Here is a 23,373-nt window from a genome sequence, read left to right on the forward strand (position 1 = left end):
GCGGGGGTCCCTACTTGATCCCGGAGAAGCCGATGGAGTTGACGATGCGCTTGGCGAAGACGCCGAACAGCACGATCATCGGGAGGGCGGCGACGAGGGTCGCGGCCATGAGGCCCGCCCAGTCGGTGCCGGACTGCGGGGTCTGCGACTTGAAGACGCCGAGCGCGACCGTGAGGACGCGGGAGCTGTCCGTGTACGACACCATCAGCGGCCAGAAGTAGTCGTTCCAGGCGGTGATGTACGTGAGGACCGCGAGCGTCGCGATCGGTGCCGAGGCCATCGGCAGGATGAGCCGGAAGAAGACGCGGACCTTGCCGGCGCCGTCGATGAGCGCGGCCTCCTCGACCTCGCGCGAGATGCCGAGGAAGAACTGCCGCAGGAAGAACACCGCGAACGGGGTCATCAGCATCGAGGGCAGCGCGATCCCGAGGAGGGTGTCGACCAGGCCGAGCGACTTGATCAGGGTGAAGTTCGGCAGGAGCGTGAAGATCGTGGGGACCATGAGCCCCGCGAGGAACACGCCGAAGACCTTGTCGCGGCCCGGCCACCGCAGGCGGGCGAAGGCGTAGGCGGCGCCGGCGGAGAAGAACACCTGGCCGACCGTGATCATCGTCGCGGTGATCACCGAGTTGAGCAGGTACTGCCAGAAGTTGATCGCCGCGCCGGAGCCGCCCTGCGCCAGGGCCTCCTCCGTGGACTGCAGGCCGAACACGCGCTCGAACCCGCCGAGGCTGAAGCCGGTCGGCAACAGCGAGGTCGGATCGGCGGAGATCGCGCCGTTCGACGAGAGCGCCGTGCGGAGGATCCAGTAGAAGGGGAACAGGGTCACGACGATCACGGCAATCATCGCGGTCCAGGCGAGGACGCGTCCGACCGAGGGCTTCGGACGCGGGGGCTTCGCGCCGCGGGTGGTGAGGGCGCGCGTGGTGGTGGGCTCGACCACCGGGGGCAGGGTGCTGGTCATCGTCGACTCGCTTCCGGTTGCTTCGGTGGCCGTCAGTCCAGGTCGCTCTCGCCGGAGCGCGAGAGTCGGTACTGGACGAACGTGATGATGCTCAGGACGACGAGGAGTGCCACCGAGACGGCGGACGCGTACCCGAACTGGAACCGGCCGAACGCCAGGTTGTAGATGTAGTTCTGCACGACGTTCGTGGCGTTCGCGGGCCCACCCTGGGTGGTGATGGCGACGGTGTCGAACACCTGGAACGACCCGATGATCGTGATGATCAGGACGAGCGACAGGATCGGGCGGAGCAGCGGCACGGTGATGCGCCAGAACATCTTCCACTCACTCGCCCCGTCGATCCGGCCGGCCTCGTAGACGCTCTCGGGCAGCGCCTGCAGGCCCGCGAAGATGAGGAGCGCGGTGTAGCCGACGTTCCGCCAGACGTTGATGAAGGCGATGGTCGGGATGCCCCAGACGTCGCTCTGCAGGAACGGGATGCGGCCGACCCCGATCGCGGACAGGACCTCGTTGCCGATGCCGAGCTGCGTGTCGAGGATCCAGAGCCAGATGAGCGCCGCAACGACGTTCGACACGAGGTAGGGCGCGAGCACGATGCCACGCACGAAGGTCGACTGCGTGAGCCGGTGCATCATGACGGCGATGAAGAGCGCCAGGACCGTCTGGAAGCCGATGTTGAGCACCACGTACTCGACGGTGACGGCCATCGAGTTCCAGAAGATCGAGTCCTGCACCAACCGCTCGTAGTTCTGCAGGCCCGTGAAGACCGGCGGGGTGAGCAGGTTGTACGTGGTGAAGCTGAGGTAGATGCCCCGGATCGTCGGCCAGAGCAGGAACACCACGAACCCGATCGAGGCGGGGGGCGATGAACACGAGCGCGAGCCACAGGTCGTTCCGTGGTCGACGCCGTGGTGTGGTGGTCCGGGCGTGGACCGCGTCGGTGCTCCGTGCGGTCCGTGGTGGTGCCGTCACCAGCGGTGACGACAGTGGGCTCTCGGTTGCCATCGCGACTCCTTCGTCTGCGGTGGACTGACGTCGGCAGTCCGTGGCCGGGAATCTACACGTGGGGACTTCCCCTCACAAGCATCGATTTGTGGCGCGCTCCAAGGGGTTGTCACGTGTAGATCGATGTGTCATGCTTGCCGCGATCGCGACGGAGCGACCTGCTCGGCGACACGTCCCCCACCTCGGAAGGTCACTGATGATCAGCATCGGAATGGTCGGAGCCGGCCAGTTCGCGCCCCAGTTCGCCAAGCTCTTCAAGATCCACCCGGACGTCGACCGGGTGTTCGTCACCGACGTCGTCGACGGCCGCGCCGAGGACCTCGTCGCGGCGCAGCACCTCGACGGCACGCTCGACGACTTCGATGCGGTGCTCGCCTCGGACGTCGACGCCGTCGCGATCTTCACGCAGCGCTGGACGCACGGCCCGCTCGTGGTCCGCGCGCTCCGGGCCGGCAAGCACGTCTACTCCGCCGTGCCGATGGCGATCACCGAGGACGAGATCGCCGCGATCATCGAGGCGGTCCGCGAGACCGGGCTCACGTACATGATGGGCGAGACGAGCCACTACAACCCGGCGACGGTCTTCGCGCGGAAGCGGGTCGCCGAGGGTGCCTTCGGTCGGGTGTTCTACGCCGAGGGCGACTACGTCCACGACATGGACCTCGGCTTCTACGCCGCGTACCAGTACAGCGGCGGCGAGCAGTGGAAGCGCACCGCGAGCTACCCGCCCATGCTCTACCCGACGCACTCGGTCGGTGGCGTCCTCGGCGCGATCCCCGGGCACGCGGTGAGCGTCAGCTGCATCGGCGTGAAGGACGACCGCGACGACGGGGTCTTCGACAAGGAGGTCAGCCAGTTCGACAACGACTTCTCGAACGCGACCGCCCTGTTCGAGCTCGACAACGGCGGTGTCGTCCGGATCAACGAGATGCGCCGGGTCGGCTACCCGTCGCACATCCGCGAGTCCCGCTTCCGGTACTTCGGTACCGAGGCCAGCTTCGAGCAGCTCGCCACCGTCAGCGTGTGGCAGGACAAGGAGGCCGTGCACGACGTCAGCGACCAGATCGACACCCGCCCGACGATGGAGCTCGACGACCCGCGCCTCGCCGACGTCGACCCGGCCCTCCGCGACGCGTTCGTCTCCGGTTACGCCCCCGTGCACGACGTCGACCGCCTGCCGGACGAGTTCGACGGGGTGCCGACCGGGCACGAGGGCAGCCACCACTTCCTGGTCGACGACTTCGTCCGCGCGGTCGTCGACGGGACGCTCCCCCGGTGAACGCCTGGGTCGCGGCCCGCTACACGCTGCCGGGCATCGTCGCCCACCGGTCCGCGCTGCAGGGCGGCGTCCGGCTCCCCGTGCCGGACCACGGCGACGCCCCCGAACCCGCCACCAGCACCGTCTCGTCTAGGATCGCGAGCGAGTAGCCCTCGTGGTCCGGACCCCGCACGCCGCGGGGTCCGGACCACCACGGCCGACCACCCGGGTCGGCCGCCCCGGAAGGTGACCCCCGTGAGCATGCCGTCGAGCCCGAGGGCGGTCACCCGCGCGGACGTCGCCCGGTACGCGGGCGTGAGCACCTCGGTGGTGAGCTACGTCGTGCACGACGGGCCCCGACCGGTCGCCGCCGACACGGCAGCGCGAGTGCGCGAGGCGATCCGCGTCCTCGGGTACCGCCCGAACGCGAGCGCGCAGGCCCTCCGCACCGGCTCGTCGAAGATGCTCGGCCTGATCGTGCCCGAGCTCGACAACCCCTTCTGGTCGGAGCTCGCGGTGGCCGTCACGCACGCCGCAGCAGCCCGGGGCTACGACGTCCTCATCGCGAACAGCGACGGCGACGCCCAACAGGAGCGGGAGCGGCTCCGCACGCTGTCCGCCCGTCAGGTCGACGGCATCATCGTGACGAGCATCATGACGCACCCCGACCTGTCGTCGACGACCGACCCCGGCATCCCGATGGTCCTGCTCAACACGTTCTTCGAGGTCCCCGAGTACGCCAGCATCGGCGTGGACGCCCTGCGCGGCGCTCGGGAGGGCACGCAGCACCTGATCGATCACGGCTACCGGGAGATCGGCCTGATGATGGGGCACACCGGCTCGATGGAGCTCCGCGAGCAGGGCTGGATGCAGGCGCTGCGCGACGCCGGGTTGCCGGACGGCCCGATCGCCCGGTGCTCGTTCGACCGCGCCGGCGGGTACGAGGCCGGTCTGCGGATGTTCGGCGGCGGCACGCGACCCCGCGCCGTGTTCGTGAGCTCCGACATGCAGGCGGTCGGGCTCCTGCGTGCCCTGTACGAGCTCGGGCTCCGCGCACCGGACGACGTCGCCGTGGTGTCGTTCGACGGTGCGGCGGAGGCGGACTACACGAACCCGCAGCTCACCGTCGTCCGGCAGCCCGTCGAGGCGATGGCCGCCGCCGCGGTCGACCGGGTGCTCGCGCGGGACGTTCCCGACGACCACCACCTCGACCTGGTACCGGCGGAGCTCGTGCTCGGCGCGAGCTGCGGCTGCGACGTGCGACGCTGACGTTCCACCTCATTGCGTCGCTGACGTTCTACGTCTTGTAGAGTGAGCGCTCGTGCGGCGCCCTGCCGTACCTCAGCTCAGCCCGACAGGACCCCGCGCTCCGATGCCCGCCACCGCCCCGCCACCGTCCCGCGGCTGGTTCGCCCAGCTCCTCCTCCGCCTGCACTTCACCGCCGGGCTCTTCGTCGGCCCGTTCGTCCTCGTCGCAGCGCTCTCCGGCGCCGTCTACGCCGTCGCGCCGACGATCGAGCAGGGCCTGTACCGCCACGAGCTCACCGCTCCCTCGACGGCGTCCGCGCTCCCCCTCGCCGACCAGGTCGCAGCAGCCCAGCGGTACGTGGAGCGTCACCACCCCGGGGACACCGTCGCCGAGGTCCGACCGGCCCCGTCGCCCGGCACCACGACGCGCGTGATGTTCACCGAGGAGGGCCTGCTCGACTCGCAGACCCGCGCGGTGTTCGTCGACCCCGGTGACGCCGCCGTCCGAGGGGACCTGCCGGTGTACGGCACGTCGGGCTCGCTCCCCTTCCGCACGTGGATCAGCACCGTGCACCGGAGCCTGTTCCTCGGCGACGTCGGACGGCTCTACAGCGAGACCGCCGCGTCGTGGCTCGGCATCGTCTCGCTCGCCGGCATCGGGCTGTGGGCGTTCCGCCTCCGCAGGGCCCGTCGGAAGCGGGACCTGATCCTGCCGGACAACCGCGCGACCGGGTACCGGCGCACGTTCTCGTGGCACGCGGCGACGGGTGCCGGGGTGCTCCTCGGGGCGCTGTTCCTGTCCGCGACCGGCATCACGTGGTCACACTTCGCGGGCGACAACGTCACGGCGCTCCGCTCGGCGCTCAGCTGGCAGGCGCCGACGGTCGACACCGCGCTCGACGGCTCGACCGCGGCGGCCTCCGGCGGCGAGCATGCCGGGCACCACGGCGGCGGTTCGATGACGATGGGTTCCGCAGCGACGACACCTGAGCAGTTCGACCAGGTGCTCGCGGTCGCCCGGGACTCCGGCGTGCACGCCGCCGAGGTCCGGATCCGCCCGCCGGCGTCCGCGGACACGGCCTGGACCGTCGAGGAGATCAAGCTGAGCTGGCCGGTCGCGATGAACGCCGTCGCCGTCGACCCGAGCACGATGACGGCGGTGTCCGAGGTCACGTGGGCGGACTACCCGCTCATGGCGAAGGCCGCGAAGCTCGGCATCAACACGCACATGGGGGCGCTCTTCGGGCTGGCGAACCAGCTCGTGCTGCTCCTGGCGGCGCTCGGGATCGCGGCGATGGTCGTGTTCGGGTACGTCATGTGGTGGCAGCGGCGGCCCGCCGGCGCACGGTTCGGTCGCGCCCCAGCCGCGGGGGCGCTCGCCCGGGCGCCGTGGTGGGGCACGACCGCGGTGGTCGTCGTCGCCGTCGGCCTCGCACTGCTGCTGCCGGTCGTCGGGGTCACCCTGCTCGGGTTCCTGCTGGTGGACGCGCTGGTCACCACGTTCGGTCGCCGCACTCGGTGACCCGGTGACGGACGGGAGGCCCGTGGCGGTGTCGCCACGGGCCTCCCGTCCGTCAGGTGGTCCGGATCAGGCGGAAGCCGGCTCCGAGATCGCGTCGCGGAGCGCGGAGGCGGCGGCGGCCACGTCGTCGGCGCTGTAGATCGCGCTGCCGGCGACCGCGATGCGGGCGCCCGAGGCCTGCACGGCCTCGATCGTGTCGGTGGTGATGCCGCCGGCGACCGAGAACGGGACGCCCGAGGCCTCACCGTCGCGCAGCAGCGTCTCGAAGGTGAAGCCCTCCTCGGCCTGCTCGTCGAGGCCGGCGTGCATCTCGACGAACTCGGCGCCGAGTGCGACGACCTCCTTCGCGCGGGCGGCCTTGTCCGGCACGCCGATCAGGTCGACGACGATGCCCTTGCCGTGCGCCTTCGCTGCCTTCACCGCACCGGCGATGGTGGAGTCACCCGCGACGCCGAGGACGGTCACCAGGTCGGCACCGGCCGAGAAGGCGATGTCGGCCTCGAGCTCGCCGGCGTCCATGGTCTTGAGGTCGGCGAACACGACCTTGTCCGGGTGCGCCTCCTTGATGGCGGTGATCGCGGAGAGGCCGGCGCTCTTGATCAGCGGGGTGCCGAGCTCGATGACGTCGACGTAGGGCGCGGCCTTGCCGGCGAGGTCGAGGGCGCCCTCGGTGGTCAGGGTGTCCATGGCGAACTGGAGCTGCATGGTGGGGTCCTTCCGGTGGTGGTTCGTGGGGATCTCGGTGGCGGTCACGCGCGGGTTTCCGCGCAGGGTCGCGCGCTCGGTGCCGTGCTCGGCGTCACTCGAGGTTCGCGTGCCGCGGCCACAGGTCGTCGGCCGAATGTCCGCTGCGCTGCCAGAGCGCGTGGAACAGGGCGTCCCCGAGCAGTGCGACACCCTGCTCGAACAGGCTGCCGGCGTACTGCGCCGAGGCCGTGCCCGAGCGGTCGGTCTTCGTCGCCGCCGGGAGCACGAGCGTGGCGGCGGCGACCTCGGACAGTGGCGAGTCGTCCGTCGTGCTCACGGCGAGCACCCGTGCGCCGACCTCGGACGCGGTCCGGGCAGCCTGCACGATGCTGCCCGTCGTACCCGAGCCGCTCGCGACGAGGAGCAGGTCTCCCCGCCGGATCGCAGGCGTCGTGACCTCGCCGACGACGTGCACGTCGAGCCCGAGGTGCATGAGGCGCATGGCCGTCATCCGGAGCGCGAGGCCCGACCGACCGGCTCCGTGCACGAAGACGCGCTCGGCGTCGGCGAGCAGGTCGAGGGCGCGCTCGAAGGGTGCCTGGTCGGCACCGCGGACGGTCGCGATCAGGTCCTGGAGCTCGTCGCCGATCAGCCCGAGGGCGTCGGCGGTCGTCGTGGTGGCCATGGATCCGATGCTCCTCGCGCGGCGTCGTGCGCGCCGCTGCCCACGCAGGCGGCACACCCACCCGATCGGGTAGGACCGCCCGTCCGGGTGGGACGGGTAGGTTCGGTCCTCGTGGAGACGGGACCGGACGCACCAGCCAGCCGGATCGCTGCGTCGGAGCACGCCCGGACCGTCGCGGAGCAGGCCGACCGGCACGCCCTGACCCTCGAGTCGGTGCTCGCCGCCCTGCGCGCGAGCCGTCTGTCCGACGCCGCCGCCCGTGCCGAGGCCGTCGAGATCGCCTCGGCCGCACTCGTCGAGCTCCGGACCGTCACCGACCGGCAGCGGAGCACCCTGCTCGAACCCGTCACCGGGGCGTTCTCGCGCCTGCGTGCGGACCTCCGCCCGCTCGTCCGGTTCGGGGACCTCGACGTGCAGTTCGTCGAGCCGCCGGCGACCGGTCGTGCGCTCCCCGGCGACGTCGCACACAGCGCCCGGGCCATCGTCCGGACGGCCGTGCTCGCCCTGGTCGACGACGGGGTCGCGCGACGCGTCCGCATCCAGTGGGACTGCGACGGACGGAACCTGCTCATGCAGCTCCGGGACGACGGTGCCGGCACGCTCGACGCGCACGACGACGCGGTCCGGCCGATCGCCGAGCGCGTCGTGGCCCTCGACGGGACGATGCACGTGGACTCGACGCCGGGGTGGGGCTCGACGCTCGACATCTCGCTCCCCCTGGACCCGGCACCGGGCACGGTCGACCTGCCCGAGGACACCGACCTGACCGAGCGGGAGCGCGACGTGCTGCGGCTCGTGGTGACCGGCGTCGGCAACCGGGAGATCGCCGAGGGGCTCGGGATCAGCCCGAACACGGTGAAGTACCACGTGGCGAACCTGCTCCGGAAGCACGGTGCCCGTACGCGGGCGGAGCTCGCCGCCCTGGGCGCCCGTCCCTGACGGGCCGCGCTCGACGCTCCGCGCGCGCTTGCCCCGCCCGCGCTCGCTCGGTCGCTTGCCCCGGGGTCGAACCACGTTCCCGACACCGAACCACGTGGTGGCGTTGGTTCGATGTCGCATTCGTGGTTCGACGTGGCCGCGCACCACCGATGCCCGGAGCGCGACGGCGTGCGGCGTGCGACGCGGAGCCCCGTCCGCCCGGATCGCCGACTCAGGCGTCGGGGGCGAGCACCTGGAACATGACGTGGTCGCGCCACTCACCCGCGATGCGGATGTACTCCGGCGCGAAGCCGTACCGCTCGAAGCCGTTCCGCTCGAGCGCCCGCTGCGACGCGGTGTTCTCCGGCAGGGTCTCCGCCTGCACCCGGTGCAGCCCGAGCTCCCGGAAGGCGTGGTCCACCGCGAGACCGACCGCCCGGGTCGCATGTCCCTGCCGGGTGCGGTCCGCTCGGATCCAGTAGCCGAGCGCACAGGACTGCAGGGCCCCACGGGTGACGCCGCTCAGGGTGATCCGACCGAGCAACTCGTCGTCGTCGCCCACGATCGTGAACGGCACGGACGACCTGTTCGCCGCCGAGGCCAACGCGGCGCCGAGGGTCGCACGCTGCCCGGCCTCGGTGAAGTACGCCGGCGGACGCGTCGGTTCGAAGGGCCGCAGGTGGTCGGCGCTCGCGCGGACGATCGCGGCGAGCTCGGCGGCGTCTGCGAGCTCGACCAGGCGGATGCGGGTGCCGGCGCTCATGATGCGGAGGGTGTGGGATTCGAACCCACGAGACATTGCTGCCCACCTGTTTTCAAGACAGGCTCCATCGGCCGCTCGGACAACCCTCCATGACACGACCACGTGGCGAGACGTGACCGTGTCCCGGGCAGTCTAGCGGCCCGGCGTCCGTCAGCGCGGCAGCGTGTCGAGCGCCGCGGCCAGCCCGTCGTCGGTCACGCCGCCGGTCAGCTCGTTGCCCGCGTCCACGACGTCGTCCGGGGCCTGCCCCATCACGACACCGCGGCCCGAGGTCGACGCCCACCGCAGCATGTCGATGTCGTTCCGCCCGTCGCCCGCAGCCATGACGCGGGACCGCGGGATGTCGAGCCACTCGCGGACGCGCTCCATCGCGGTCGCCTTCGTCACACCCTCGGGAGCGATGTCGAGCCACGACGTCCACCCGACCGAGTACGACACCTTCTGCAGTCCCATCCGCTCGACGACCTGCAGGAAGTCCTCGGTGTCGTGCCCGGGCGAGATGACGACCACGCGCGTGGCCTCGGTGCCGAGCAGCTGCTCGAAGGGCACGTGCTCGCCGTGGACGGTCATGGTGTCGTCGGGGAAGTTCCCGGAGAGCAGGAAGTGGCCGGTCTCGTCCTCGACCCCGAAGGCGGCGTTCGCGAGCGCTCCGTGGATGACCTGCAGGACCTCGGTCGGGTCGAAGCGCTCGACGTGGACCCGGCGGTAGGAGCCGTCGTCCTGCCGCGCGAGGGTCAGGGCACCGTTGGCGCACACGACGTACTTCGAGCGGAGCCCGAGCCGCTCGAGCAGCGGGATCGTCATGCCCTCGCTGCGGCCGGTGGAGAGCATGACCTCGTGCCCGGCGGCCTCGGCGTCGCGGACGGCGTTGATCACCGTGTCCGTGATGACGCCGTCCTCGCGCATGGTCGTGCCGTCGACGTCGAGCGCGACGAGCCACCGCTTCGTCCGCGCGGGCGCCGCAGCGCCCCCGGCCCGAGTACCCGCAGCGCCACCGGCCGGAGCACCCGCAGCCGCATCGGCCGCAGCACCGGTCGCGGACCCGCCACCCTGCGCCGACCCGTCGACGAACCGCTCGTGGGTGCTCATCGGGGCTCGATGACCTCGACGCCGCCCAGGTACGGACGCAGCACCTCGGGCACGACCACCGACCCGTCGGCCTGCTGGTGGGTCTCGAGGATCGCGACGATCCACCGGGTGGTCGCGAGCGTGCCGTTGAGGGTCGCGACCGGAGCGGTCTTCCCGCTCTCGGTGCGGTAGCGGACGTCGAGGCGGCGGGCCTGGAAGGTCGTGCAGTTCGAGGTCGACGTGAGCTCGCGGAAGGTGCCCTGCGTCGGGACCCACGCCTCGATGTCGTACTTCCGCGCGGCGCTCGTGCCGAGGTCACCGCCGGCGACGTCGATCACGCGGTAGTGCAGCCCGAGGTCCTGCATCATCGACTCCTGCATCGCGACCAGGCGCTGGTGCTCCGCCTCGGCCTGCTCCGGGAGCACGTACGAGAACATCTCGAGCTTGTTGAACTGGTGCACACGGAGGATGCCGCGGTTGTCCTTACCCGCCGACCCGGCCTCGCGCCGGTAGCAGGTCGACCAGCCGGCGTAGCGGACGGGATCGCCGGACTCGTCGAACGACAGGATCTCGTCGGCGTGGAACCCGGCGAGGGCGACCTCGCTCGTGCCGGTCAGGTACAGGTCGTCGGCCTCGAGCCGGTAGACCTCTGCCGCGTGCTCGCCGAGGAACCCGGTGCCCGCCATGGTCTCGGGACGCACGAGCGTCGGCGTGATGAGCGGCTCGAACCCGTGCTCGACGGCGCGGTCGAGCCCGAGGTTCATGAGCGCGATCTCGAGCCGGGCACCGAGGCCGCGGAGGAAGTAGAAGCGCGAGCCGGAAACCTTGACGCCGCGCGGGATGTCGATGATGCCGAGGTGCTCGCCGAGGTCGGCGTGGTCCTTCGGCTCGAAGTCGAACGACGGCTTCGTGCCGACGGTGCGGAGCGTCACGAAGTCGTCCTCGCCGCCCTTCGGCACGTCCGGCAGCACGACGTTCGGGATCGCTCGGACGACGCGGTCGAAGGTCTCCTCGGCCGCGGTGACCTCGGCCTGGGCCTCCTTCACCTTCGCGGCGAGGGCCTGGGCCTGCTGCACGAGCGCGGCCTTCTCGTCCTTCGGGGCCTTCGCGACGGTCTTGCCGAACGCGTTCTGCTCGGCGCGGAGCGCCTCGAACGACGTGATCGCAGCGCGCCGGGCGGTGTCGGCGGACACCGCGTCGTCGACGACGGAGACGGAGGCGCCGCGCGCCTCCTGCGAGGCCTTGATGAGGTCAGGGTTGTCGCGCAGGAGCTGCAGATCGATCACCGGATCATCCTAGAGGGAGCGTGTGACCGCCGGACGGGAGGCCCGTGGCGGCCCCGCCACGGGCCTCCCGTCCGTCACCCGGTCGCGTCCGTCGGACGCTCGTCGCGCAGGGCGGCGACCATCCCGCGCAGCAGGCGGAAGGCCGCTGCCCGGCCCTCGTCGTCGAGGTCCCGGGTCATCCGGAACTCGACCTGTCGGACCGCGGCACTCGCGGCCTCGCGCTGTCGGCGTCCGACCTCGGTGAGCGTGGTGGGGAGCACCTTGCCCGACGTGGGGGTGGACGGCCGGGTGACGATGCCGTCGCGTTCGAGCTGCTGCAGGAGCGTGTTCATCGACTGCCGCGTGACGAAGGTGCCGCGCGCGAGCTCGGAGTTCGACATGCCGGGGCGCTGGGCGAGCAGTTCGAGGCACGAGTAGTGCGTGACGGTCATGCCGAGCGGGCGGAGCGCGTCCTCCATGGCGGCGCGGAGGGCGCTGGCTGCCTCCTTGAGGACGTAGCCGACCGAGCTGTCGAGGTCGATGCCGGCTTGACGCATGTCAGGAGTCTGACACATACTGCCCGTGTCAGGCATCTGACACAGACGAAGGAGCACGCCATGCCCGCCACCGGGATCGACTTCACCTCGCTGCAGGTCCGTGACCTCGACGCCTCGCAGGCGTTCTACGAGCGGTACCTCGGACTCGTCCGCTCGCCCGCCGGGCCGCCGCATGCCGTGGTGTTCCGGACCGAGCCGATCGCCTTCGCGCTGCGCGACCTCGTGCCCGGGACCGACCTGTCCAGCGGGCAGCCCGCGCTCGGCGTCGCGCTGTGGTTCCACGCGACGGACGTGCAGGCGGTCCACGATGCACTCGTGGCCGACGGGCACACCATCGTCACCCCGCCGTTCGACGGACCGTTCGGACGGACGTTCACGTTCGCGGACCCGGACGGGTACGCGATCACGCTGCACGACCAGCGCTGATCCGCGACGAGCGGGGGTCGGCCGCGGCGCAGCGCCGCCCGCCGCCGGCCGCCCGCCGGTGGGGCCGATCGCTCGCAGGTGTCCGTCGGTAACGTCGGCAGCATGTCGACACCATCGGAGACCGCGCCCGCGGGCCAGGACGCCCTCCCGACCGAGCAGAAGACGGCCGCGGTCGTCTACAACCCGGTCAAGGTGCACCTGGAGACGCTCAAGAGCACCGTCGCGAAGCACCAGCAGGAGGCCGGCTGGGCCGAGACCCTGTGGTTCGAGACCTCGGAGGAGGACCCGGGCGGCGGCATGGCGAAGGCCGCGCTCGAGGCCGGGGCCGACGTCGTCGCCGCGGCCGGCGGTGACGGCACCGTCCGTGCGGTGGCCGAGGTCGTGCACGGGTCCTCCGCCGCTCTCGCGCTGCTGCCGAGCGGCACCGGCAACCTGCTCGCCCGGAACATCCCGGCACCGATCGACGACCTCGGCGCGAGCGTGCGGACGATCTTCCGCGGCGAGGACCGGCCCATCGACTTCGGGCAGCTCGAGGTCGAGCGCGAGGGCGGCGAGCGCGAGCAGTTCGGCTTCGTCGTCATGGCGGGGCTCGGGCTCGACGCCCGCATGCTCGCCAACACGAACGACGACCTGAAGAAGAAGGTCGGCTGGCTCGCCTACGTCGACTCGCTGTTCCGCTCGGTCCGCGACGCCGACGCCTTCGAGTTCCGCTACAAGCTCGACGGCGACAGCAACCAGTCGGTGCGCGCGCACTCGCTCATCGTCGGCAACTGCGGCATGCTGCAGGCCGGCGCGACGCTCCTGCCCGACGCCGAGATCGACGACGGCGTGTTCGACATCGTCGTCATGCGCCCGCGTGGGTTCTTCGGGTGGGTCCGGATCGGCGCGCGGGTGTTCTGGGAGAACGCGATCCTGCGCTCGTTCCGCCGCTCGAAGATCGGGCAGACCCAGGTCGGGAAGCGCATCGCCACCGCCGCTCGCGAGGAACGCCCCCTGCGGTACATCCGCGGCGAGGAGTTCGTCGCGCGGCTCGAGCGTCCGGACGAGTTCGAGATCGACGGCGACCCGGTCGGCGAGGTCGTCGCGTTCAAGGCGAAGATCGACGCGGGCGGGCTCCGGGTGCGGGTCGCCGGTCCGCAGGACCAGACCCGCAACACCCGTCGGGTCGAGAACGCCCACAGCTGACTCGGGGCGGCGCCCGCTGCGCCCGCGCCGGCTGAGCTGCTCGCAGCCCGCACAACTGAAGGCACGACGAACCACGGAAGAGCGTGGCGCGACGTGCCTTCGGTTGTTCCGCGGCACGTCGCGCCGCCGAAGGACGCGGGCCCGGCCGGCGTCGCGGGGCAGAAGGCTGCGGCCGCGCCGCAGGACCCGACCGCGCCGCAGGACCCGACCGCGCCGCCGGCCGCCGGTGCCCGACGCGCGGCGTCAGTCGGCGTCGGGCTCGCGGCGTCAGTCGGCGTCGGGCTCGCCGGAGACGATCGCGCGGAGCCAGTCCCGGGCCTCGACGAACGCCTCGTCCGAGTAGCGCGCGGAGATCTCCGGGCGGAAGCCGTCCGCCCGCGGGTACGACCCGAGGAACGTCACGCGGGGACTGAACCGCCGCAGGCCCAGCAGGGCGTCGGCCACTCGCTCGTCGTGCACGTGCCCGTCGAGGTCGATCACGAACCGGTAGCGGCCGAGCTCGTCGCCGATCGGGCGCGAGGACAGCAGCCCCATGTTGATGCCCCGCGTCGCGAACTGCTCGAGCATGTCGACCAGGGCGCCGGGGTGCTCGCTCGGCAGCTCCACGATGACGCTCGTCTTGTCCGCCCCGGTGCGCTCCGGGATCGCGAGCGTGCGCGAGACGAGCACGAACCGGGTGACCGCCGAGGCGTTGTCCCCGATCGACGTGGCGAGCACCGCGAGGTCGTGGTGGTCGGTGATGCCGGGCGGTGCGACGGCGGCGTCGGCGACGGGGTGCTCGTCGAGCAGCGCGGTCGCGGCGGCGACGTTCGACGACGCCGGGATGTGCCCGTGCCCACGGATGTTCGCCTCGAGCCACTCGTGCGTCTGCGCGTACGCCACCGGGTGGGCGTTCACGGTGCGGACGTCGGCGAGGGCGGTGCCGTGCCGGGCGACGAGCACGAAGTCGACGGGGACCAGGTACTCCCCCACGATCCGCACGCCGGGGATGCGGGCGAGGGCGTCCTGCGTGGCGCTGACCCCGCCGTCGACGCTGTTCTCGATCGCGATGACCGCGCCCACCGAGCGTCCGGTGACGACGTCGTCGAGGGCCTCGCCCACGTTGTTCACGCTCCGCCACGGCTTGCCGGCCGCGGCCTCGACGAGCTTCAGCGCCGCCTCGGTGAAGGTGCCGGCGGGTCCGAGGTAGGAGTACGTGTCGGACGGCGTGGCACGGTCGGTCATGCGCCAGATCCTACTGGTGTACCAGTGGCCCGCGGCCCTGCCGGCGCGGGACGTCAGAAGCGGACGAGCATCGTGTCCGAGTCGCCGTTCCGCCCGACGGTCCGGAACCCGGCCCGTTCGTAGGTGATCCGGGCCCCGGTGTTCCCGTCCTCGACGCTCAGGCTGACCCCCGGCCACCCCGCGGCCCGTCCGGCGTCGAGCAGCCGGGCGAGCAGCGCCGTGCCGATACCCCGGCCACGCCCGCGCTCGTCGACGGCCATCGTGAGCTCCGGGACGTCCTCGGCCACGAACCCGTACCCGGGGTCGTCCGCCGGCAGGAACCGCACCCAGGCGACCCCGACCGGCCCGTCGCCGTCCACCGCGGCGACGCCGTGGTCGCGGGCCGGGTCGAAGCCGACGACGTAGTGCGCGAACTCGGGACGGTCAAGGTCGGCGTCGACGAAGGACGCGGTCTGCCAGTTCATCGCCGCGAGCGTCGCGTGCCGCAGCAGTGCACCGTCGTCGGCGGTCGCGTCCCGGAACAGCACGCCGGCCGGCGCCGTCGGAGCGGACGCACCGGCCCGCGCTCCACCGGTGAGGCGCTCCTCACAGAGCACCTCGTCCTCGTCGCGCGGGTACGTCAGCGCCGCGAAGCGCCCCTCGGGGTCGAGGCGCCCGAGCAGCGCCCGCGTGATGCCGTCGAGCTCGCGGACCTGCTCGTCGCTCAACGCGTCGATGACGAAGCGACGGGCGGTCCGGACGTGGTCGGGCGCCGCCGCGACGATCGCGGCGAACCCGTCGTCGGTCAGTCGTACGTCGGTCGCGCGACGGTCGTCGGTGGAGGGGCAGCGGCTGACCAGTCCACGCTTCTCGAGCCGCGACACCACGTGCGACAGCCGCGGCAGCGACGCGTTCGTCGCCGCGGCGAGCGCCGACATCCGGAGCGTGCGCGACTCCGTCTCGGACAGCATCGCGACCACCATGTAGTCGAAGTGCGTCAGGTCCGCGTCCCGCTGCAGCTGCTGGTCGAGCGCGGCCGGCAGGAGCTCCATGACGGCGACGAGCTTCATCCACGCGCGGAGCTGGTCGCGCGTGAGCCAGGGCGTCTCGTCCGTCATGCCGCCATGCTAGCCATTGGTTGTCGATGCAACCAGTGGTGCCGTCCGCCGGCGGGCTCGGACGATCCCGACCGCGAGGGCGACGACCACCACTGCGAGCAGGACCACCTCGACCACGAGCAGCCGCGTCGTGTAGTCGAACGGCAGCACGGTCGGGTTCTTCTGCCCGTGGTGCTTCGCGGCGATCTCCGGCAGTACCACGAGGGCGAGCACGCACCCGAGCACGACCGCGGTCTGCACGACGACGAGCACCCCGGCGCCGAGCCTCCGACCCGTGCGACGGAGCAGGAGCCCGGCGCCCACGACGAACGGCGAGAGCACCGCGTCGTGCAGCACGACCGCGCCGAGCAACCAGGTCGCCAGGCCCCAGATGCGGTTCGGCCGGACGGTCGTCACGAGCACGTACGCACCGAACGCCATCACCAGCACGCCAACGACGACGAGCACGATCCTCGCGGCCTTCATCGGATCACCTCGATCTTCCCGATCCACTTCGTCTGCAGCACACCGGGTCGGCCCGGCGCGATGACCCGGGCGGGGAACCCGTGGTCGAGGTCGAGCGTCTTCCCGTTCACCTCGAGCGCCAGGAGCGTGGTCGGGTCGGACGCGTACTCCGGGCCCATCTCGGTCACCCGGTAGCCGCCGCTCCGCTCGAGGCTCGTGATCCGCAGCGCCGACTCCGGCTCCGCCTGCACCGAGGCGAGCAGGTCGCGCATCCGCACCCCGCGCCACGACGCCATCTGGCTCCAGCCCTCGACGCACGAGATCGGCAGGTCCGCCGTGGCGGTGCCGAGGGCGACGAGCTCCGCGCGGGAGAACGTCCGCGTGACGTCCGGGCCGACCACGGTCAGCGCCCAGTCCGCCGCGGTCGCGGTCGCCAGCACCCCGGCCGCCCGCGCGGTCCGGTTCACCGGCAGGTCGTCCGGCCCGATGTACCGCTGGCGGGCGCCGAAGACGTTGAGCGGTTCGAGCAGCCGGTTCGACTGGCCCGCGGTGAGCGCGACGACCCCGACGGTCGCCGCGGTGACGCCCGCGACGAACCCACGGCGTGCGATGCGCTGGCGCGACCCGGCGGGCGCGTCGTCGTCCTGCTCCGCCCGGGAGGCGCGACCCGCCCCCGCCCCGTCGCCTGCGCCCGCTGCTGGCGCACCGTTCTTCGCGCCCAGCGACACCTCACGGCCCGCGCGCTCCGTGAGGTGTCGCTCAGCCCGTGATGTCGTCGACACGACCGGCGCAGCCGGGCCGTCCACCCACCGCAGCAGGCGGCCGGTCAGGCCACGGGGGTACGAGCCGACCGTCTGCTCGTCCGCAGCGCGCTCGCCCACGGCGGGACGGGCCTCCCGGCCGTCCGGCAGCAGCTCGCTGCCCACCGATGGGTCCGCGACGAACCGGCCGTCCGCGTCGTAGGCGTCCCGCGCCCGCCAGTACCGCGCGATGACCGGGAGCTTCGACGCGATGTGCACGATCAGCGACCCGATGATCACGTACGCCATCGCGTCGTGCACCTGGCGGAACGGGAACGGCCACGGGTACCACTGGTACGTGTTGAGCAGGCCGGTGCCGACCTGGACGATCGACGCCGACACGAGCACGGCGATCGACAGCCGCTCGAGCAGGTGCAGCACACCACGCACGGGGGGCACCTGCGCCAGCGCGGGCATGACGACGTTCAGCTTCGCGAGGAGCAGCGGGATGATCGCGATGCCCGCCGTGATGTGCAGGCCCTGCGTGAACTGGTAGAGCTGCGTCGGCCGGGTCGGGAAGCGCATCCAGGGCAGCGGGTCCTGCAGCAGGTGGCTGTAGACGCCGGTGCCGAAGCACACCACGAACGCGATGCCGAGCAGGCGACCCCAGACCACCGCCGAGCGGGCGTTCCGGTTGGGGGAGGCCATGAGTGCCCGGGCGTCCAGCAGGAGCCGTCGGACGATCGGTAGCCTCGGGGAACCATGAGCAGACGACCGCGCGCCGCCTCCGTCCCGACGTCCGCGATCGTCTCGACGGTCCTGTCCGTCGTGGGCGTGCTGGCGCTGGCGGGTGTCATCGCCTTCGGCATCACGCATCTGGGGTTCCTCCGTGCCGGTCATCGTGCACCATTCGTCGCCTGGACGCTCATCGCTTGGACGGTCTTCGCCGGAGCGGCCCTCGCGCTGCGCTTCGTGCCCCGCGAGTGGATGACCCGGATCGTCCTCGGCGGTGCGGTCGTGGTCGGGGTCGCGGCGCTCGTCGGTCCGCCGAACACCAGTACCGACTCTGCCCGGTACGCCTGGGACGGCATCGTGCAGCACGCCGGGATCTCCCCGTACGCGCACACACCGCAGTCGAACGCCCTGGCCGACCTGCGTCCCGACTGGCTCTTCCCGGACAAGATCGACGGCACGTGCACGCCGCTCGAACCGCGGATGCGCGGACTGGGCGACGGTGCGGACGGCCACTGTGTCGCGATCAACCGACCGGACGTCGTCACGATCTACCCGCCGATGGCGCAGCTGTGGTTCGCCGGGGTGCGCGCGTTCGTGCCGGCGACGGCGCAGTACATGCCGTTCCAGGTCGCCGGTCTGCTCGTCTCGCTCGGCGTCACGATCGGTCTGGTCGCGGTGCTCCGCCGGATCGGTCGACCGACCTGGTGGGCGGCGCTCTGGGCGTGGTCGCCGCTCGTCGCGTCCGAGGCGGTGACGAACTCGCACGTCGACGTCGTCGGCGCCGCACTGGCCACCGCAGGCGTCGTGCTCGTCGCCTTCGGCCGGCCGGTCTGGGGCGGGATCGCCCTCGGCGCGGCGACGGCCACGAAGCTCATCCCGGCGATCGTGTACCCGCCGCTGCTGAGCCGGTGGCGGCACTGGTGGGCGGTCCCGGTCGGCGTCGCGGTGTTCGCGCTCCTGTACGTCCCCTACGTGATCAGCACCGGCGTCAAGGTCCTCGGGTACCTGCCCGGGTACCTGTCCGAGGAGGGCTACGAGGACGGCTCCCGTTTCGCCCTGGTGTCCTTCGTCGTCCCGGGCGATGCCGCCACGGTCGTCGTCGGACTCGTGGTGTTGCTGGCCGCGGTGGTCTCCTGGCGCCTCGCCGACCCCGCCCGGCCCTGGTCGGCCGAGGTGTTCATGATCGGTGTGACCTTCCTGGCCGTGACCCCGCGCTACCCCTGGTACGCGCTGCTCCTCATCCCGTTCGTGGTGCTCTCCGGCCGGTGGGAGTGGATGGCCCTGAACCTCGCCATCGCCCTGCGCGGGGTGTGGCCCTCGGCGCCGGCGTTCCGGTGGTGGCTCCTCGCCGCGGTGCTCGTGATCCTGGTCGTGACGCTCGTCCGCACCCGGCGCGAGGACTGGGTGCGCTGGGGCCGTCGCCTCGACCCGCGCAGACGAGCCGGGGTCAGCGCGGGGTAGCCGCGCCGCCGAGCCGCGGTCAGCGCCGGCCAGCCGCGCAGACGCCCCGTCGGCGGGGCGCGGTAGCATCGGCCGGGTGACGGCGCGGATCCTGCCCTCGACCGGCCTGCTGCGCCGGGTGCGCAGCGAGTCGCCGGCCCTCCCCCCTCGACCGGACGACGACCCCGGCCTGGTCGACCGGTTCGCCCGACGCGCCGTCGACCTGCGGGTCTCGCTCACCGAGCGGTGCAACCTCCGCTGCACGTACTGCATGCCGGCGGAGGGCCTGCCGGTGATCCCGTCCGACGCCCTGATGACGGCGGCGGAGATCGACCGCCTGGTCGGCCTGGCCGCCGGCACGCTCGGCGTCCGCAAGGTCCGGTTCACCGGCGGTGAGCCGCTCCTGCGCGCCGACCTCGTCGACATCGTCCGCCGGTGCTCCGCGCACGACGTCGAACTGTCGATCACCACGAACGCGATCGGCCTGGCGAACCGTGCACAGGCCCTGGCGGACGCCGGACTGCGTCGCGTGAACGTCTCGCTCGACACCGTCGACCCGGACGTCTTCGCCGAGGTCACCCGGCGTCCGTTCCTCGACCGCGTGCTCGAGGGCATCGCCGCCGCGGCGGACGCCGGCCTCGGGGTCAAGGTCAACGCCGTGCTGCTCCGCGGGGTGAACGACCACCTGGCGGTCGACCTGCTCGCCTGGTGCCTCGAGCGCGGCCACGAGCTGCGGTTCATCGAGCAGATGCCCCTCGACCCGGGGCACGCGTGGGACGGCGCGACCATGGTCACGGCCGAGGAGACCCGCGCCCTGCTCGGCGAGCACTACCGACTCGAACCGGACGAGGCCCCCGCGACGGCGCCCCCGCCGAGCGCTACCGGGTGTCCACGCTCGACGGCGCGCCGCTCGGCACCGTCGGTGTGATCGCGAGCATCACCGAGTCGTTCTGCGCCGACTGCACCCGCACGCGCCTGACCGCCGAGGGGCACGTGCGCTCCTGCCTGTTCTCGGACGACGAGGTCGACCTGCTCGGCCCCCTGCGCGCCGGCGCCGACGACGCCGTCCTGCTCGAGACCTGGCGGCGGGCGATGTGGGCGAAGCCGCGCGACCACGGCGACGACGCCGACGGGATCGTGCACCCGTCCCGCGGCATGAGTGCGATCGGAGGCTGACCGGTGACGACGATGCGGTTCTTCGCCGCGGCCCGCGCGGCCGTCGGACAGGACGAGACCACGGTGGACACCACGCTCGACGAGCCCACGCTCGACGCGGCCCTGCGGAGCGTCACGGCGGCCGACCCGGAGCGGTGGACGGCGCTGCAGGAGCGGTGCTCCTACCTGGTCGACGGCGTCACCACGCGCGACCGGTCGACGTCGCTCGACGGCGTCGCGACCGTCGACGTCATGCCGCCGTTCGCCGGCGGCTAGGGACCCCTCACCGGGGCGCGTAGACGCTGACCTCGTCGGGCTCGACGGTCATCCGGACGTCGGTGCCCGGCGCGAGGTCGAGTGCCGCGGCCGTCGCCACGGTCACGTCCGCCACCAGGTCGCCGGCGCGCAGCCGCACGAGACCGTCCCGCGGCTCCACCGCGGTCACCGTCCGCGCGAGACCGGGTCCGTCACGCCGGACGCACACGGCGGTCGGGTGCAGTGCCGCCACCGCGGGTCGGCCGGGAGGCACGGCGTGCCTCGCCGACACCAGCGCACCCCCGCCGTCGGGTGCGATCCCGGTCGCGGTGGCCGTCCCCGTGACCAGCACCAGTCCCGAGAACGACGCCGCGAACGGCGTGCGCGGCTGTCGGAGCACGACGGCGGTCGGGCCCTCCTCGACGACACGGCCGTCCTGCAGCACCACGATCCGGTCGGCGAGCGCGACGGCCTCGAGCGGGTCGTGCGTGACGAGGAGCGTCGGACGACCCCTGCGCGCGGAGCGCAGGGCAGCGCGCACCTCGGAGCGGGCGTCGACGTCGAGCGCCGTGGTCGGCTCGTCGAGCAGCAGCAGCGCGGGGTCGGTCGCGAGCGCTCGGGCGATCGCGACCCGCTGCGCCTGGCCGCCGGACAGCGTGGTCGGTGAACGGTCGGCGAGACCGGACGCCCCGACGGCGGCGAGGGCCGTGGCGGCGCGGAGCCGTGCCTCCCGGCCGCTCGCACCCGTGGCTCGCGGACCGAAGGCGACGTTGCCGGTCACGGTGCGGTGGGCGAAGAGATCCGCACGCTGTGCGACCAGGCCGACCCGGCGGCGGTGCGTCGGCACGTCCGTCAGGTCGCGGTCGGCGAGCACGACGCTCCCGTCGCGGGAGCGGAGGAGACCCGCGAGGGTCTCGACGACCGTCGACTTGCCGGCGCCGTTCGGGCCGACCAGGGCGACGCACGCGTCGGGGTCGATGGTCAGGCGGACGTCGACGTCCCGCTCCGGGACGACGACGTGTGCGCGGAGTCCCGCTCCCCCGACCGTCACGTCGTCACCGGACGGCTGCGGACCGTCGTCGTCCCGATCACGACGAGGGCGACGACGACGAGGACGAGGGCGAGGGCGACGGCGGTGTCCGGGTCGACCTCGCGCTGCAGGTAGACCTCGAGCGGGAGGGTCCGCGTGACCCCCTGCAGGCTGCCGGCGAAGGTGAGCGTGGCACCGAACTCGCCGAGCGCCCGCGCGCCGCAGAGCACCAGGCCGGAGGTGACGCCCGGGAGCACGCGCGGCGTCGTGACCGTCAGGAAGGTGCGCGTGGGCCCGGCGCCGAGGGTCGCGGCGACCCGTTCGGCCCGGCCGTCCCCGGTGCGGAGCGACCCCTCGATCGACGAGACGAGGAACGGCATCGCGACGAAGACCTGGGCCATCACCACCGCCGTCGTGGTGAAGGCGATCCGGAGCCCGTGCTCGTCGAGGAACGCGCCGAGCACGCCGAGCCGCCCGAACGCCGCGAGCAGCGCGAGACCGCCGACGACCGGCGGGAGCACGAGCGGCAGCAGGACGAGGGCGCGGAGGACCCCGACCCACCGCGACGTGGAGCGGGCGAACAGCACGGCGAGCGGGTAGCCGAGGACGAACGAGACACCGGTCGCCGCCGCCGCGGTGCCGAGGCTCAGCCCGAGAGCGGTGGTCGACGCGGGCGAGGTCACCAGGGCGACGAAGGACGACCAGTCGACCCGACCGACCATCGCCGCGACGGGCACGACGACGAACAGCCCGCCGACGACCGCCGGGACCGGGAGCCACCACGGTACGGGGGTGCGCTGGTGACGCACGGGCATCCTGTTCTCCGGCTGGCGCATCGTGGTCGTCGTCAGGGAGCGCCGAAGCCGGCGTCCGCGAGCACCGTGCGGCCGTCGTCGGAGCGGACGTACGCGGCGAAGGACGCGGCGAGGCCCGGGTTCGCCGACTCCTCGAGCACGCCGATCGGGTACGTGTTCACGGCCTCCGACGACTCGGCGAACGGGACGCCCTCGACCTTGCCCGCGGAGCCCTCGACGTCGGTGACGTAGACGAGCCCGGCGTCGGCCTGCCCCGACTCCACCTTGCCCAGGACGTCGGTGACCGACTGCTCCTCGCTCACCGGGCGCAGCTGGACACCGGCGGCACGCTCGACCTTCGCCGTCGCCGCGCCGCACGGCACGGGGGCGGCGCAGGTGACGACCTGCAGGTCGGACGCGGCGAGGTCACGGAGGCCCGCGACGTGCTCGGGGTTCCCGGGCGCGACCGCGATCTCGAGGGTGTTCGTGGCGAAGTCGCGGGGCCAGCCGGTCGCCAGGTCGGTCGTCGCGAGCTTCGCCATGTTCGCCTCGTCGGCGGAGGCGAAGACGTCGGCCGGGGCGCCGTTGCGGATCTGCGAGACGAGGTCGCTCGAGCCCGCGAACGAGAACGTGATCGTGGTGCCCGGGTGCTGCTGCTCGTACTCCTTCCCGAGCTCGGTGAAGGTGCGCTGCAGCGAGGCCGCCGCGAAGACCGTGATCGACCCCGACGGAGCCGCACTGCCGGTGGCCGTCCCGCTCGCGGTGGTGCCCGTTGCGGTGGTGCCCGTCGCGCCGCTCGTGGCGGGCTGGGCCGTGCACGCGGCCAGGGTCAGCCCGGCGACGACGATCGCGAGCGCGGAAATGGTGCGCAGGAGCGGCTTCACACGTCGATCCTAGCCGCACGTGCG

22 protein-coding genes, 1 tRNA gene and 2 pseudogenes are annotated in these 23,373 nt (G+C 72.5%); 9 read left to right on the forward strand and 16 right to left on the reverse strand.

Annotated features, from left to right (window positions below):
- Positions 1-10: 10 nt before the first annotated feature.
- Positions 11-964, reverse strand: coding sequence for a carbohydrate ABC transporter permease (locus tag LCG91_RS12630; RefSeq protein WP_082687537.1), 954 nt, complete (start codon positions 962-964; stop codon positions 11-13).
- A 32-nt stretch (positions 965-996) separates the two neighbouring features.
- Complete coding sequence (locus LCG91_RS12635) at positions 997-1,806, reverse strand: sugar ABC transporter permease (RefSeq protein WP_318010436.1); 810 nt, start codon at positions 1,804-1,806, stop codon at positions 997-999.
- 356 nt (positions 1,807-2,162) lie between these two features.
- On the opposite strand from LCG91_RS12635, the pseudogene LCG91_RS12640 reads away from it, so the two are divergent.
- The 3 genes and pseudogenes from LCG91_RS12640 to LCG91_RS12650 all read left to right on the forward strand — a co-directional run bounded on the left by LCG91_RS12640 (position 2,163) and on the right by LCG91_RS12650 (position 5,997).
- Positions 2,163-3,397 (forward strand): annotated as a pseudogene (locus tag LCG91_RS12640) (Gfo/Idh/MocA family protein).
- Positions 3,398-3,488: 91 nt separating this feature from the next.
- Positions 3,489-4,496, forward strand: a complete 1,008-nt coding sequence (locus LCG91_RS12645; protein ID WP_224443152.1) for a LacI family DNA-binding transcriptional regulator — start codon at positions 3,489-3,491, stop codon at positions 4,494-4,496.
- Positions 4,497-4,599: 103 nt separating this feature from the next.
- A complete protein-coding gene (locus LCG91_RS12650; protein ID WP_224441584.1) occupies positions 4,600-5,997 on the forward strand; it encodes a PepSY-associated TM helix domain-containing protein in 1,398 nt (465 codons plus the stop codon).
- 66 nt (positions 5,998-6,063) lie between these two features.
- On the opposite strand, the gene hxlA is transcribed toward LCG91_RS12650, so the two are convergent.
- Both hxlA and hxlB read right to left on the reverse strand, forming a co-directional pair.
- Positions 6,064-6,702: a 3-hexulose-6-phosphate synthase gene (gene hxlA / locus LCG91_RS12655; RefSeq protein WP_224443153.1), complete on the reverse strand. Its 639-nt coding sequence runs from the start codon at positions 6,700-6,702 to the stop codon at positions 6,064-6,066.
- Between the two features lie 94 nt (positions 6,703-6,796).
- Positions 6,797-7,369, reverse strand: a complete 573-nt coding sequence (gene hxlB / locus LCG91_RS12660; protein WP_224441585.1) for a 6-phospho-3-hexuloisomerase — start codon at positions 7,367-7,369, stop codon at positions 6,797-6,799.
- Positions 7,370-7,480: 111 nt separating this feature from the next.
- Between hxlB and LCG91_RS12665 the strand changes: the two genes are divergently transcribed.
- Complete coding sequence (locus tag LCG91_RS12665; protein ID WP_224441586.1) at positions 7,481-8,308, forward strand: helix-turn-helix transcriptional regulator; 828 nt, start codon at positions 7,481-7,483, stop codon at positions 8,306-8,308.
- 211 nt (positions 8,309-8,519) lie between these two features.
- On the opposite strand, the gene LCG91_RS12670 is transcribed toward LCG91_RS12665, so the two are convergent.
- The 5 genes from LCG91_RS12670 to LCG91_RS12690 all read right to left on the reverse strand — a co-directional run bounded on the left by LCG91_RS12670 (position 8,520) and on the right by LCG91_RS12690 (position 11,940).
- Positions 8,520-9,050 carry a GNAT family N-acetyltransferase gene (locus tag LCG91_RS12670; protein WP_224441587.1) on the reverse strand — a complete coding sequence of 177 codons (531 nt, stop codon included), beginning with the start codon at positions 9,048-9,050 and terminating at the stop codon, positions 8,520-8,522.
- A 4-nt stretch (positions 9,051-9,054) separates the two neighbouring features.
- Positions 9,055-9,139, reverse strand: a tRNA-Ser gene (locus LCG91_RS12675).
- 61 nt (positions 9,140-9,200) lie between these two features.
- On the reverse strand, positions 9,201-10,139 hold the full coding sequence (locus LCG91_RS12680) for an HAD family hydrolase (RefSeq protein WP_224441588.1): 939 nt from the start codon (positions 10,137-10,139) through the stop codon (positions 9,201-9,203).
- The gene (gene serS, locus LCG91_RS12685; protein ID WP_224441589.1) at positions 10,136-11,404 is read right to left on the reverse strand and encodes a serine--tRNA ligase; all 1,269 of its coding nucleotides are present in this window, start codon (positions 11,402-11,404) and stop codon (positions 10,136-10,138) included. Before serS ends, LCG91_RS12680 begins: the two co-directional genes overlap by 4 nt.
- Positions 11,405-11,478: 74 nt before the next feature.
- On the reverse strand, positions 11,479-11,940 hold the full coding sequence (locus LCG91_RS12690; protein ID WP_224441590.1) for a MarR family winged helix-turn-helix transcriptional regulator: 462 nt from the start codon (positions 11,938-11,940) through the stop codon (positions 11,479-11,481).
- Positions 11,941-12,000: 60 nt separating this feature from the next.
- Between LCG91_RS12690 and LCG91_RS12695 the strand changes: the two genes are divergently transcribed.
- Both LCG91_RS12695 and LCG91_RS12700 read left to right on the forward strand, forming a co-directional pair.
- Positions 12,001-12,366, forward strand: a complete 366-nt coding sequence (locus tag LCG91_RS12695) for a VOC family protein (protein WP_224441591.1) — start codon at positions 12,001-12,003, stop codon at positions 12,364-12,366.
- A 102-nt stretch (positions 12,367-12,468) separates the two neighbouring features.
- The gene (locus LCG91_RS12700) at positions 12,469-13,551 is read left to right on the forward strand and encodes a diacylglycerol/lipid kinase family protein (RefSeq protein ID WP_224441592.1); all 1,083 of its coding nucleotides are present in this window, start codon (positions 12,469-12,471) and stop codon (positions 13,549-13,551) included.
- A 267-nt stretch (positions 13,552-13,818) separates the two neighbouring features.
- Here LCG91_RS12700 and pheA read toward each other — a convergent pair whose 3' ends face one another.
- From pheA to LCG91_RS12725, 4 genes are read right to left on the reverse strand one after another with little or no spacing between them, the layout of a single operon-like run.
- Positions 13,819-14,775: a prephenate dehydratase gene (gene pheA, locus LCG91_RS12705; protein WP_224441593.1), complete on the reverse strand. Its 957-nt coding sequence runs from the start codon at positions 14,773-14,775 to the stop codon at positions 13,819-13,821.
- 53 nt (positions 14,776-14,828) lie between these two features.
- Complete coding sequence (locus LCG91_RS16475; RefSeq protein ID WP_318010437.1) at positions 14,829-15,872, reverse strand: bifunctional helix-turn-helix transcriptional regulator/GNAT family N-acetyltransferase; 1,044 nt, start codon at positions 15,870-15,872, stop codon at positions 14,829-14,831.
- Between the two features lie 9 nt (positions 15,873-15,881).
- Positions 15,882-16,337, reverse strand: coding sequence for a hypothetical protein (locus tag LCG91_RS12720; RefSeq protein ID WP_058749649.1), 456 nt, complete (start codon positions 16,335-16,337; stop codon positions 15,882-15,884).
- Positions 16,334-17,764 carry a molybdopterin-dependent oxidoreductase gene (locus tag LCG91_RS12725; RefSeq protein ID WP_224441594.1) on the reverse strand — a complete coding sequence of 477 codons (1,431 nt, stop codon included), beginning with the start codon at positions 17,762-17,764 and terminating at the stop codon, positions 16,334-16,336. Before LCG91_RS12725 ends, LCG91_RS12720 begins: the two co-directional genes overlap by 4 nt.
- Positions 17,765-17,818: 54 nt before the next feature.
- On the opposite strand from LCG91_RS12725, the gene LCG91_RS12730 reads away from it, so the two are divergent.
- The 3 genes and pseudogenes from LCG91_RS12730 (at position 17,819) to LCG91_RS12740 (ending at position 20,662) form a co-directional block, all read left to right on the forward strand.
- A complete protein-coding gene (locus LCG91_RS12730) occupies positions 17,819-19,252 on the forward strand; it encodes a glycosyltransferase family 87 protein (RefSeq protein WP_224441595.1) in 1,434 nt (477 codons plus the stop codon).
- A 109-nt stretch (positions 19,253-19,361) separates the two neighbouring features.
- A pseudogene (gene moaA / locus LCG91_RS12735) lies at positions 19,362-20,407 on the forward strand (GTP 3',8-cyclase MoaA).
- Positions 20,408-20,419: 12 nt separating this feature from the next.
- Positions 20,420-20,662 carry a MoaD/ThiS family protein gene (locus tag LCG91_RS12740; protein ID WP_152998966.1) on the forward strand — a complete coding sequence of 81 codons (243 nt, stop codon included), beginning with the start codon at positions 20,420-20,422 and terminating at the stop codon, positions 20,660-20,662.
- A gap of 7 nt (positions 20,663-20,669) precedes the next feature.
- Here the strand turns inward: LCG91_RS12740 and LCG91_RS12745 are convergent, their stop codons facing one another.
- Genes LCG91_RS12745 through modA form a run of 3 tightly spaced genes read right to left on the reverse strand, consistent with a single transcriptional unit; the run spans position 20,670 to position 23,349 of the window.
- A complete protein-coding gene (locus LCG91_RS12745) occupies positions 20,670-21,692 on the reverse strand; it encodes an ABC transporter ATP-binding protein (protein ID WP_224441596.1) in 1,023 nt (340 codons plus the stop codon).
- Positions 21,689-22,486: an ABC transporter permease gene (locus tag LCG91_RS12750; protein WP_411955807.1), complete on the reverse strand. Its 798-nt coding sequence runs from the start codon at positions 22,484-22,486 to the stop codon at positions 21,689-21,691. Before LCG91_RS12750 ends, LCG91_RS12745 begins: the two co-directional genes overlap by 4 nt.
- Before the next feature lie 32 nt (positions 22,487-22,518).
- Complete coding sequence (gene modA, locus LCG91_RS12755) at positions 22,519-23,349, reverse strand: molybdate ABC transporter substrate-binding protein (RefSeq protein ID WP_224441598.1); 831 nt, start codon at positions 23,347-23,349, stop codon at positions 22,519-22,521.
- Between the last annotated feature and the right edge of the window lie 24 nt (positions 23,350-23,373).

The organism is Curtobacterium sp. TXMA1, from assembly GCF_020162095.1.
GTDB lineage: Bacteria > Actinomycetota > Actinomycetes > Actinomycetales > Microbacteriaceae > Curtobacterium.